Source organism: Aquimarina sp. MAR_2010_214, from assembly GCF_002846555.1.
Classification (GTDB): Bacteria; Bacteroidota; Bacteroidia; order Flavobacteriales; family Flavobacteriaceae; genus Aquimarina.
Genome location: NZ_PJMS01000001.1, coordinates 2,337,716 through 2,350,353, shown reverse-complemented (window position 1 = coordinate 2,350,353; position 12,638 = coordinate 2,337,716). Strand labels below are relative to the sequence as shown.

The following is a 12,638-nucleotide window of genomic DNA, read 5'->3' as shown; positions in this document are numbered from 1 at the left end:
TTACATCATGAAAACAAAAAAATTAAAGCACTTATTTTTAGCATTTATTACTCTATTAGCATTAGGTTGCTCAGACGGCGAAGATGGAGCTATAGGACCACAAGGAGAACAAGGTGTTGCAGGTAGCAACGGCACTAATGGACAGGATGGTAATGCAAACGTTCGATCTCTTACTTATGATCTTTCTGCAGTATCAGGTACATTTTACGATCAATCTATACCAGAATTTACACAAGAAGTAATTGACAATGATGCGATTTTGGGATACTTAAAATTAAATGGAAGCTCTCGCCTATACCCAATCCCAAATACTAATTTAACTCCACTAGGGATTGATGTCAGGACCTTTATAGAGTTAGAAAAATATTCTATGGATTTCTATAATAGAAATGCCAGCACTACATTTTCTGTTACCGCTGGGCAACTTGATGAACTAAGAATTGTAATCATAGCATCAACAAATAGAAGCGGTGAGCAGCAGGATATTCTATCCAAACTAAAAACAGAAGGAGTAGATATCAATGATTACTATGCTGTAATGAAGTATTTCAATAAATAAAAATGTTATTATCAAGTAGTAGCGTATTATAACTTACCCCATTAACACCCATTACCTAAATAAAAACCAAGGCATAATGTCTTGGTTTTTTTGATCAGTACATATTCCCCTTAAAGAAGAATAAAGACTCCTATCCCGATAAAGACAATAATCTGAAGCCATTTTAAAACGACTCCTATTTTTGAACTCTTTTTTAAATACTCGGCAATAGATCCTGCCAGAACTGCTACTAGACCAAAAACAACAAACGACACCACGATAAAAAGAAATCCGAGTATATAAAACTGTAGTACGTTACTCATTGTATTACTAAACAAAAATCCAGGAAAAAATGCTAAAAAGAATATCGATACTTTAGGATTTAAAACATTCATTATAAACCCTTGTTTAAATAGCTGTCCAAGACTTTTTTTGGGCATGCCACTTTCTGATAAGTTTACTGAAGCTTCACTTCTAAACACTTTATAAGCCAAAAAAAACAGATATAATGCACCAAACAGTTTAATAGCAAAAAAGAGAATTTCACTTTGTTTAATAATTGCAGATACACCAAAAGCAACCAATGTAGTGTGTATTATACACCCAGACATTAGACCTGCCACAACAGCCAATCCATACTTTTTGCCATTTACCACACTTTGCATTAGTACAAATATATTATCGGGTCCTGGTGAGATTGCCAATGCCGATGTAGCCAAAACAAAGGTGTAGAGAATTTCGTAGTTCATAATTTTTAAACCTTCAAGGTTTACAAAAACCTTGAAGGTTTATACTTTATTTTAATAGCGCTTTATTAATATCCTTGATTAATCTAGGTCCTTCATATATAAAGCCTGTATATATTTGTACTAGACTTGCTCCAGCTTCTAATTTTTCTATAGCATCGGCAGCAGTATGTATTCCTCCTACCCCAATAATAGGGAACGCTTTATTACTTTTTTCTGATAAATATCTAATTACCTCTGTACTTTTATTTTTTATAGGTTGACCACTCAACCCTCCATTACCAATAGTTTCTAATCTATTTTTTGAAGCCTTTAGTCCTTCTCTGCTTACAGAAGTATTACTAGCGATAACACCATCCAAATTAGTCTCGGCTACCAATTCTATGATTTCATCCAATTGATTTGTATTTAAATCTGGTGCGATCTTCAACACAATTGGTTTTTGTTTTTTGAATGTTTTATTTTCTTGTTGTACAGCAAGTATTAATTCATTTAAATACTCTTTATCATTTAGCTTTGCATGACTTCCTACATTTGGGCAACTTACATTCAGTACAAAATAATCTACATAAGGATGTAATGTGTGAAAACACTCTAGATAATCTTTGGTATAATGCTCTGGTAACGTATCTGTATTCTTTCCTATATTTCCACCTATAATAAGTTTACCTTTATTTTTTTTAAGCTGATGTATAACAGCCTCCAGTCCCTCATTATTAAATCCCATTCTATTGATAATCCCCTGATCTTCTTTAAGTCTAAACAACCTTTTTTTAGGATTACCTTTCTGACCTTTGGGAGTCACCGTTCCTATTTCAATAAACCCAAATCCAAAATTAGCTAATTCATTATACAAAACTGCATTCTTGTCAAACCCAGCAGCTAATCCTACAGGGTTATCAAATTTTAATCCAAAAACCTCTCGTTCCAATTTTGGATCATTAACCTTATATAAGCTTCTGAAAATTGATGGTATTAATGGAATTTTTGAAAAAAATCGAATCATTCTAAAGGTAAAATGATGCACATTTTCTGGATCAAATAAGAACAATAAAGGTCGTAGTAAGAATTTATACATTAAATATAATTTTGCTTATGCAAAAATAAGTTATCCAAGGTTCTAATAAAAGTGTATTTTTGAATTCTTCAGAAATTAAAATAATAGCAGCCATGATTTCAAAACAGCATATTATAGATAGATTTATAAGTTACGTAACTATTGATACCGAAAGTGACCCCGAAAGTAATACGACTCCCAGTACTGAGAAACAGTGGGATCTTGCTAATAAACTAGTCGAAGATCTAAAAACCATTGGTTTAGAAGACGTAAGTATAGATAAGCATGCCTATATAATGGCTACGTTGCCTTCTAATATTGATCAGAAAGCACCAACTATTGGCTTTATATCACACATCGACACTAGTCCTGATTTTACAGGTGCAAATGTGAACCCACAGATTGTAGAAAATTATGATGGTAAAGATATTACATTAAACGCATCAGAAGACATTGTGCTCTCTCCTGATTATTTTGAAGATTTAAAACAATATAAAGGACAAACACTTATTACTACAGATGGAACAACACTGTTAGGAGCTGATGATAAGGCGGGGATTACAGAAATAATAACTGCTATGGAATATCTTATTCAACATCCTGAGATTAAGCATGGGGAAATTCGCATAGGATTTACTCCTGATGAAGAAATTGGTCGTGGAGCTCATAAATTTGATGTTTCAAAATTTGGTGCAGATTGGGCCTATACTATGGATGGTAGCCAAATTGGTGAGCTTGAATATGAGAATTTTAATGCTGCTGGTGCTGTGGTAACAATAAAAGGAAAAATTGTACATCCTGGGTATGCAAAAGGAAAAATGATTAATAGCATGTACATCGCACAGGATTTTATCAATTCGTTACCCAGGATGGAGACTCCTGAACATACCAGTGGTCGAGAAGGTTTTTTTCACTTACATGATATAAAAGGTAATGTAGAAGAAACTCAATTACAGTATATCATCAGAGATCATGACAAAGAACATTTTGAAGCTAGGAAAAAAGTAATGAAAAATCTGGCAAATGAGATTAACTCTCAACATGCCAAAGAGGTTGTGAATATCGAAATCAAAGATCAGTATTTTAATATGCGAGAAAAAGTAGAGCCCGTAATGCATATTGTAGACATTGCTGAAGAGGCTATGAAATCTCTTGATATTACTCCGCTTATAAAACCCATACGAGGTGGAACCGATGGATCGCAATTAAGTTATATGGGACTGCCTTGTCCAAATATTTTTGCAGGTGGACATAATTTTCATGGACGATACGAATATGTTCCTGTAGAGAGTATGATTAAAGCTGTAGAAGTAATCGTAAAAATTGCTGAGTTAACAGCAAAGAGGTAAATTAATAGTGTATCGAATTAAAAAACTAATAATTTATATATAAAACGAAAAAGCGCGGTAAAATTAAACTAATTCTATCGCGCTTTTAACAAGTAGGCTAGTTATTACTTCTTATCTGCCGGTTGATTTAATTTCTGACTCATCTCCAACGAAATTGCAGATTTATCATAAGTTAATTTACCCGATCCTGTTTCAATAATAATAGCGTTATTTTTTTCACTGAAATCAAAAACTTTTCCATGAAGACCGCTTTTTGTAACTACTCGATCTCCTTTTTTTAAGTCTTCAGCAAATTTTTTCTCCTTTTTTGCTTTTTGCATCTGTGGTCGTATCATAAAAAAATACATCACGACAAATATTAGTATAAAAGGAAGAAATGATTGTATTTGATCCATAAATTATTTGCTTACTGGTGTTCCACTTACTGGTTTAGCCTTTGGAGTTACCGTAGCCTTAATCTTAAGAATTTCTTTTCCAGCTTCTGTATTAGCAGTTATAGTAACTTGCTTAGTTTGCTGATTTGGTTTTCCGTTAGAGTTAAATTTAACTAACATCTCTCCTGTATCTCCTGGAGCAATTGGATCCTTTGGCCATTGTGGTACAGTACATCCACAACTACCTTTTGCACTTACGATTACCAAAGGTGCTTTACCTGTATTGGTAAATGCAAACTTATGCTCTACAACATCTCCTTCATTGATAGTTCCAAAATCATGTTCAGTTTTAGTAAAAGTCATCACAGGATAATCTGCATTCTTTGCGTCACGATCTGCTGCTATTTCTACATTTTCTTCTTTAACTTTTTCTGCGGCATTGTCTTTACATGACACAACTGTCATAGCAAAAACTCCGGCTAAAATTAAGATTCCTTTTTTCATTACTTGGGTTTTTAATTATTTGAGGGTTAAAAATACTATTTTTTCCAAATATTACATTAATCCACGACCTACTTTGTTTAATTTCCCGTTTTCTTGGTACTCTTTAGAAATTTTATCTAAAATTCCATTGATAAAAATACTACTTTTAGGTGTACTATATTCTTTTGCTATTTCTAAATATTCGTTAATTGTTACTTTTATGGGTATTGAAGGGAACTTTACAAACTCGCAAATAGCCATTTTTATGATCGCTTTATCCAATTCTGCAATACGATCTTGATCCCAGTTTGGTGTTTTACCATCAATTTCTTTTATATACTCTACACTATTAAGTGTTGTTTTTCTAAAAATATCTGTTGCAAATTTCTTATCTTCTATATCTTTATATAGCTTTGGTAGTGTCATTTGCTCATCATGAGATGATTTAACTTTTCTAAGCATTTTGATAATCGAAGTATTTACCAATGGTAAATCATCAATCCAAGTTAGTTTTTTATCTTCAATATATTCATAAAGTTTATCATTGGGTGCTATAATTTCTTTGAAAATATCGAGTATAAAGTCTTTATCTTCTCTAAAAGAGCTAAGCTTAGTACTCATATAATCTGCATATAGCTCACTTTCTTTAATCTCTTTCCATAATATGGTCACATATTCATCATCCAATTCCCAACAATTCAATTTCTTCTTCTCAATTTCTGTTTTGAGTTGAATATTTTTTTCTAACAATAACAGAACTTCGTTATTGATAAATTTAGTGTTAGGGTTTTTTTCTTCGGAAGTGGCGAGGTATTTTTTTTGACTTTTTGCCAAAAAATCAGCTGCATGTTTTCTAATTTCTACCAGAAGCTGAAGATTTATAATAAATAATTCATACATCTGATCAATACTGAAAAGAAGAAATTTCTCTTCTTTTCCAAGGTTATCACTTTGCGTCTGCTCCATCGAATAGAGAGACTGCATTACTTTTACTCTAATATGTCTTCTGGTTAACATAGAAAATTACAAAGAACTTTATATTAAAAAAGGGCAAAAGCATTTCTTAACTTTTGCCCTGCAAAAATACTATTATTTTTAATCGCACCTACCTTAAAGCTTCTTTTTTTATAAGGTAATTGTATTTTAAAAAATTATCGGTTTTTCCTTAGTTCTTCAACAATTCAGAACCTGTTTATATTATATAGGAAGGTAACAAGTAATTATTGTGATCAAAAAACTCTCTTTTCTTACGTTACAAAACCGTTTTCATTTTTTTAAAGTACGATTACATTTCTTTTTTTCGAGCTGCAATTCTATCTTCTGCTATACTAATTGCTGCTGTATTTGTAGTTACATTGGTAGCTTTTGCCTTATTTAAAATATCTAAAGTAGTATCGTAAATATTTTCAGTTTTAGCTATAATCTGATCTCTACCATATCCTTCGATCTCTGCATATACATTTATGATACCACCAGCATTAATTAAGAAATCGGGAGCATATACGATTCCTTTCTTTTGTAATAATGGGCCATGAATATTTTCATTAGCTAATTGATTATTTGCCGCTCCAGCAATCACTTTTACATTTAGCTTATCAATTGTTTCATCATTAACAGTTGCACCAAGAGCACATGGAGCATAAATATCTGCTGTTTCTGCATACAGATCGTTTCCTCTATAAATATCAACACCATACTTAGCACTTACCGCTTCAAGTCTTTCTTGGTTGATATCGCTAATGATTACTTTTGCTCCTTCTTCCGAAGTTAAACGTACCAGTTCTTCTCCTACATGCCCGATTCCCTGAACTAAAATTCGTTTTCCTTCTAATGTATCATTTCCGTAAGCAAATTTACTAGACGCTTTCATCCCCATATACACACCATAAGCTGTAACAGGAGAAGGATTCCCTGCTCCTCCTTTTGATTCAGATATTCCCGTTACATAAGGAGTGACTTCTCTTACGGTATCCATATCAGAAGTTTCCATACCTACATCTTCTGCTGTATAATATTTACCTCCCAGAGTATGTACAAATTTACCAAAGCGTTTCATTAACTCTGGTGTTTTCATTTTTTTCGGATCTCCTATAATTACTGCTTTTCCTCCTCCAAGATTCAATCCTGTAACAGCGGCTTTATAGGTCATTCCCCGTGATAACCTCAATACGTCATTAAGTGCATCCCACTCTGTTGCATAGTCATACATTCTAGTCCCTCCTAATGCAGGTCCTAAAATTGTGTTATGGACACCAATTATTGCCTTCAATCCTGTATCTTTGTCCTGACAAAAAACAACTTGTTCGTGATTATCAAAAGATAGTTGACCAAATACTGGAGCTTCTTTTTTAAGTTGATTTGCAGTAAACACTTCGGTTATCATGTTATAAAATTTTTAAATATTACAATTATATTATACTCAAAATAAGGGTGCTAAAATAGTATATTTTTATCAATTTGAAATTTAACACTGTTAAACTTTACGGATTTATTAATAAATCCGTTTTTAAATATTAATCTTTTATGCGCGCATTACGCCATCTAAATAAATACTTTTTAAAATACAAATTCCGCCTTATTATTGGGCTGGTGATTACTATAATCGCAAGAGTTTTTGCGACAATAGTTCCTACATTAGTTGGCGACTCTGTAGATGTTGTAGAACAATACATTAATAACGAAATAACTGATATTGCCCAGGTAAAAAGCGGACTTATTATCAATATTCTTCTTATCGCAGGAGCATTATTCATTTCTGCATTATTTACCTTTTTAATGCGTCAAACATTTATTGTAGTTTCTCGATTTATTGAGTTTGATCTTAAAAATGAAGTATTTCAACATTATGAAAAACTCTCTCTTAATTTTTACAAGAAAAACAGGACAGGCGATCTTATGAATCGTATTAGTGAAGATGTATCTAGGGTTAGAATGTATGTTGGTCCTGCAATCATGTATAGTGTAAACACTATTACCTTATTTGTGGTAGTGATAGGATATATGATCAGTATAGCTCCCGAACTTACTTTATATACTGTTACTCCTTTACCCATATTATCCGTATCTATTTATAAATTGAGTGTTGCAATTCACAAACGTAGCACTGTAGTACAAGAGTTTTTATCTAAATTAACCATTTTTACTCAAGAATCTTTTAGTGGTATCTCTGTAATTAAAGCATATGGTTTGGAATCTCCCACTCAGAAAAATTTCACCAAATTATCGGATAAGAGCAAGGATAAGAATCTTGACTTAGCCAAAGTACAGGCGCTATTTTTCCCTCTAATGGTTTTACTAATAGGTTTTAGTAACATTTTAGTTATTTATATTGGTGGAAAGCAATTCATTGATGGTACCATACAAGATCTGGGTGTTATTGTAGAATTCATCATCTTTGTCAATATGCTTACCTGGCCAGTAGCTACAGTTGGATGGGTTAGCTCTATTGTTCAGCAAGCAGAAGCTTCTCAAGTAAGAATAAACGAATTCCTTAGTCAAGAACCAGAAATCACTAATACAGTAACTCAAAAAACACCAATTACAGGAAATATTAGTTTTGATAACGTTTCTTTTACCTATGATGATACTAATATCACTGCCTTAAAAAACATAAGTTTTGAAATCAAAAACGGAGAAACCATTGGTATTATAGGAAAAACAGGGGCTGGAAAATCAACAATACTGGATCTAATAGGTAGACTATACGATGTTTCATCGGGTGAGATACGAATAGATGGAGTTCCAATAAAAAATCTCAACTTAACCGATTTAAGGGCGAGTATTGGCTATGTCCCACAAGATGCATTTCTATTTAGTGATAGCATACAAAACAACATAAAATTTGGTAATGAGAAAGCTACTGATGATGAAGTATACGAAGCTGCTAAAAATGCAGTAGTTCATAAAAATATAATAGGCTTTAGCAAAGGGTATGATACGGTTTTAGGAGAACGTGGTATCACTTTATCCGGAGGTCAAAAACAACGTGTTTCTATTGCAAGAGCAATACTTAAAAACCCATCTGTACTCCTTTTTGATGATTGCTTATCTGCTGTAGATACAGAAACAGAAGAAGAAATCCTTAACAATCTTCATAAGATTTCTAAGAATAAGACAACTTTTATCGTAAGTCATAGGGTTTCTACCGCCAAAAATGCAAATAAAATTATCGTCTTAGAAGATGGAGAAATAATCCAGCAAGGTACTCATAATCAACTAATAAGCACCGAAGGATATTACAAGGATCTCTATTTAAAACAACTTAGTGAAAAAGAAATTTGAGTTTTTTTTGTGAGGTTAACATTTTTTTTGGATTTTTGAAACCATCATAACATATTAATTAATTAATAAATACGGATTATGAGTGATAATGAAATGATGGATAAAGAAGAAATTTTCTCAAAAGTTTTACGAGCAGGAAGAAGAACATACTTCTTTGACGTAAGAGCTACAAAAGCAGGAGATTATTATCTAACAATAACGGAAAGTAAAAAGTTCACCAATGATGATGGATCTTTTCACTATAAAAAACATAAGATCTATCTTTACAAAGAAGATTTTGTTGGTTTTTCAGAGATTTTAAATGAAATGACTCACTTCATTGTCGATGAAAAAGGAGAAGAAGTAATAAGTGAACGACACCAGAAAGATTTTCAGAAATCATATGAAAAAGATGGAGTTGAAAACAACGTTACTGAAGAAGTTACTGCATCTACAGAAAGCTTTACAGACGTAAGTTTTGACGATATCTAGAGAAATACTATAAGGCTTTAAGTTAAAGTTATGTAAACCGTTTCATTCACTGAAGCGGTTTTTTTTATATTCACCTATCAAAAATAAAACGTATGAAATCTATCTTTACTGTTTTTTTTGCATTATTGAACTTTGTCTCTTTCTCTCAAGATGATCTATCGTTAGCTTACTATCTTCCAAAAAATGTTACATACAACCCTGAGATTCCTACTCCGCAAAGTGTACTTGGTTATGTACCAGGAAAATGGCATGTAACTCATGATAAGCTTGTTAGTTACATGGAGGCCCTTGCCAAAGCATCATCAAGAATAACAATTGAAAATAGAGGAAAAACTTTTGAAGATCGCCCTATACTATTACTTACAATAACCTCAGAAAAAAACCACCAAAATCTTCAGGAAATACAAAAAAAACACATAGAACTTACCCAAAATGGTTCTGATGTACTAAATACAGAAAATCTACCAGCAATTGTATATCAAGGATTTTCTATTCATGGTAATGAGCCTAGTGGTGCCAATGCATCATTAGTAGCAGCATACTATCTTGCAGCTGCACAAGGGCAAGAAATAGACAACCTTTTAGATAATGTAGTTATTTTATTAGACCCTTCACTTAATCCTGACGGTTTACAACGTTTTGCTTATTGGGCTAATACTAATAAAAGCAAAAATATTAGCACAGATCCTCAAGATCGGGAATATAGTGAAGTATGGCCAGGAGGTAGAACAAATCATTATTGGTTTGATATGAATCGTGATTGGTTACCAGTACAATTACCAGAATCCAGAGCTCGTATCAAAACTTTTCATAAGTGGTATCCAAATATTCTTACAGATCATCATGAAATGGGGTCTAATAGCACTTTCTTTTTTCAGCCTGGAATTCAATCACGAACACACCCTTTAACTCCAAAATTAAATCAAGAACTCACTAAAAAGATTGGTAATTATCATGCAAAAGCGCTAGATAATATTGGTTCGCTATATTATACCGAAGAGAATTTTGACGATTTTTATTATGGTAAAGGGTCTACTTTCCCTGACATTAATGGAAGTATTGGTATTTTATTTGAGCAAGGTAGTTCTCGTGGTCATGCCCAGGAAACTGATAATGGAATCCTTACTTTTCCTTTTACAATAAGAAATCAATTTACTGCAGCACTTTCTACATTAGAAGCTGCAAAATCTATGCGTAAAGAATTATTAGAGTATAAACGAAGTTTTTACAACAACGCAAGAAAAGAATTAACTAAAAATGCTTATGTTTTTGGAAACGAAAAAGATGCAGCTTCATCTTACCATCTTGCCGAAATTCTTAAAAGACATCAAGTCAAATTATATGAACTTAAACAAGATGTAACCATTCAAGGTAACTTTTTCAAAAAAGAGTATAGCTATATTGTTCCTAAGAATCAGCGACAAAAAAGATTATTAAAAGCTATTTTTGAAAAAAGAACAACATTTCAAGATAGCCTTTTTTATGATGTTTCTGCATGGACATTTCCTTTGTCCTTTAATCTAGACTATTCTGAAAACGCAGCTATTTCTAATATAGGTAGTGAAATATCAGACCTCACTTATCGAAAGATCAAATCTGTTAACAAAAGTAATTATGCATACTTGATACAATGGCATGAGTATTACACTCCAAAAGCCTTATATCAAGTTCTTGCTAATGGATTGCGAGCCAAAGTTGGGATGAAACCTTTTTCACTAGAAAACAAAGATTATGACTATGGTACAATTTTAATTCCTGTTCAAAATCAAAAATTAAATAAAGAAGAACTACATAAATTATTACAAAAAATAGCTACCGAGAATCACATTGATATCACTAGTGTTTCTACAGGTCTTACCAAGGGAATTGACCTTGGAAGTAATCAATTTCGCACTTTGGCACTTCCAAGAATAGGTTTGTTTACAGGTGGTGAAATCACACCTTATGATGCTGGAGAAATCTGGCATTTAATGGATCAACGTTATGATATTCCTATCACAAAATTAGAAACAGGTAATTTTGATAGACTTACATTATCAAAATATACACATATTGTATTACCAAATAGCCGGAGACAGTCTTTTGATAAAGAAAAAGCCGAAAAGTTAAAAACTTGGGTTCGCAATGGCGGAACACTAATTGGATACAGAAATGCTGCCCAGTTTTTTAAGAATAATGAATTCATGAAAATCGAATTTGCTACTCCAAAAAATGATGCAAAAAACATATCCTTTGAGCAAAAACAAGATTTTAATGGCGCACAAGTAATTGGCGGAGCTATTTTTGAAGCAGAAATAGATCGTTCTCATCCTATTAATTTTGGATATAAGAACGATAAGATTGCACTATTCAGAAATACAAAATTATTTATCAAACCAGACAAGCAGAGTTACAATAACCCAATTCGTTATACAAAAAAACCACTGTTAAGTGGATATATTAGTAAAAAGAATTTGGATTCACTATCTGGTACAGTTCCTTTTAAACACAATGATTTCGGAAAAGGAAATATAATCCTGTTTACCGACAACACCAACTTTAGAGCTTTTTGGTATGGAACCAATAAATTACTAATGAATGCTATTTTCTTTAGTGATGAAATGTAAAAAACATCAAATCAACTAAAAGTCTTAAATTTTCGCAAACAAAAAACAAAATATGCGTTAGGTGTTTCAAATTATGAATTCCTATTGTAACTAAGGCCTGTTTTTGTAGACTTATATAGTATAATATTGTAATTTGGAACCTTTCAAAAAAACAGAAAATTATGGCTCGTACTCCTTCTAATATGTTACCGCTTGGTACTATTGCCCCCGACTTTACACTTGTAGACGCTATCACCAATAATAGATACTCTCTAAACAATGTAAAAGGTAAAAAAGGAACCGTGGTTATGTTTATCTGCAATCATTGCCCGTTTGTGATCCATGTTAACGAAGAAATAGTTCGTATTGCGAATGACTATCGTGCTCAGGGATTTGGTTTTGTAGCTATTAGCAGCAATGATATTGAAAAATACCCTCAGGATGCTCCTAAAGAAATGTGGAAAACTGCTCAAAAAAATAATTATACGTTTCCGTATTTATTTGATGAAACTCAGGATATTGCCAAAGTATATGATGCCGCCTGCACTCCTGATTTTTACCTGTTTGATTCTGAATCAAAACTCATTTATCGAGGGCAACTTGATGATTCCCGACCTGGAAACGGTATTCCTGTAAATGGTCGTGATCTTCGTCAAGCACTTGATGCAGTACTTCGTAATGCCAAAGTTTCTGAAGAACAAAAACCAAGTATTGGTTGTAATATAAAGTGGAAAGAATAGCTCTAATCTAGAAA

Annotated in this window: 12 protein-coding genes; 6 read left to right on the top strand and 6 right to left on the bottom strand. The window is 32.6% G+C overall.

Going from position 1 to position 12,638, the window contains the following annotated elements:
- Positions 1-7: 7 nt before the first annotated feature.
- Positions 8-559: a collagen-like protein gene (locus tag ATE84_RS09945; protein ID WP_101447810.1), complete on the top strand. Its 552-nt coding sequence runs from the start codon at positions 8-10 to the stop codon at positions 557-559.
- Positions 560-669: 110 nt separating this feature from the next.
- On the opposite strand, the gene ATE84_RS09940 is transcribed toward ATE84_RS09945, so the two are convergent.
- Positions 670-1,287, bottom strand: coding sequence for a LysE family translocator (locus ATE84_RS09940; RefSeq protein ID WP_101447809.1), 618 nt, complete (start codon positions 1,285-1,287; stop codon positions 670-672).
- 46 nt (positions 1,288-1,333) lie between these two features.
- Positions 1,334-2,362, bottom strand: coding sequence for a quinone-dependent dihydroorotate dehydrogenase (locus ATE84_RS09935; RefSeq protein ID WP_101447808.1), 1,029 nt, complete (start codon positions 2,360-2,362; stop codon positions 1,334-1,336).
- 92 nt (positions 2,363-2,454) lie between these two features.
- Here ATE84_RS09935 and pepT point away from each other — a divergent pair, with 92 nt between their 5' ends.
- Positions 2,455-3,690 (top strand): peptidase T, encoded by a 1,236-nt coding sequence (gene pepT, locus ATE84_RS09930; protein WP_101447807.1) that lies wholly within the window; start codon positions 2,455-2,457, stop codon positions 3,688-3,690.
- Positions 3,691-3,794: 104 nt separating this feature from the next.
- Here the strand turns inward: pepT and yajC are convergent, their stop codons facing one another.
- The 4 genes from yajC to ATE84_RS09910 form a co-directional block, all read right to left on the bottom strand.
- Positions 3,795-4,085 carry a preprotein translocase subunit YajC gene (yajC, locus tag ATE84_RS09925; RefSeq protein ID WP_024768811.1) on the bottom strand — a complete coding sequence of 97 codons (291 nt, stop codon included), beginning with the start codon at positions 4,083-4,085 and terminating at the stop codon, positions 3,795-3,797.
- A gap of 3 nt (positions 4,086-4,088) precedes the next feature.
- Positions 4,089-4,568, bottom strand: a complete 480-nt coding sequence (locus tag ATE84_RS09920) for a DUF1573 domain-containing protein (protein WP_101447806.1) — start codon at positions 4,566-4,568, stop codon at positions 4,089-4,091.
- A gap of 51 nt (positions 4,569-4,619) precedes the next feature.
- Positions 4,620-5,531, bottom strand: a complete 912-nt coding sequence (gene nusB / locus ATE84_RS09915) for a transcription antitermination factor NusB (RefSeq protein WP_101447805.1) — start codon at positions 5,529-5,531, stop codon at positions 4,620-4,622.
- Between the two features lie 301 nt (positions 5,532-5,832).
- Positions 5,833-6,930 carry a Glu/Leu/Phe/Val dehydrogenase gene (locus ATE84_RS09910; protein ID WP_101447804.1) on the bottom strand — a complete coding sequence of 366 codons (1,098 nt, stop codon included), beginning with the start codon at positions 6,928-6,930 and terminating at the stop codon, positions 5,833-5,835.
- 140 nt (positions 6,931-7,070) lie between these two features.
- Here ATE84_RS09910 and ATE84_RS09905 point away from each other — a divergent pair, with 140 nt between their 5' ends.
- The 4 genes from ATE84_RS09905 (at position 7,071) to ATE84_RS09890 (ending at position 12,624) form a co-directional block, all read left to right on the top strand.
- Complete coding sequence (locus ATE84_RS09905; RefSeq protein ID WP_101447803.1) at positions 7,071-8,828, top strand: ABC transporter ATP-binding protein; 1,758 nt, start codon at positions 7,071-7,073, stop codon at positions 8,826-8,828.
- A 78-nt stretch (positions 8,829-8,906) separates the two neighbouring features.
- The gene (locus ATE84_RS09900) at positions 8,907-9,299 is read left to right on the top strand and encodes a PUR family DNA/RNA-binding protein (protein ID WP_101447802.1); all 393 of its coding nucleotides are present in this window, start codon (positions 8,907-8,909) and stop codon (positions 9,297-9,299) included.
- 92 nt (positions 9,300-9,391) lie between these two features.
- A complete protein-coding gene (locus tag ATE84_RS09895; protein ID WP_101447801.1) occupies positions 9,392-11,905 on the top strand; it encodes a M14 family zinc carboxypeptidase in 2,514 nt (837 codons plus the stop codon).
- 161 nt (positions 11,906-12,066) lie between these two features.
- Positions 12,067-12,624 (top strand): thioredoxin family protein, encoded by a 558-nt coding sequence (locus ATE84_RS09890; protein ID WP_101447800.1) that lies wholly within the window; start codon positions 12,067-12,069, stop codon positions 12,622-12,624.
- The last annotated feature ends 14 nt before the right edge of the window (positions 12,625-12,638 follow it).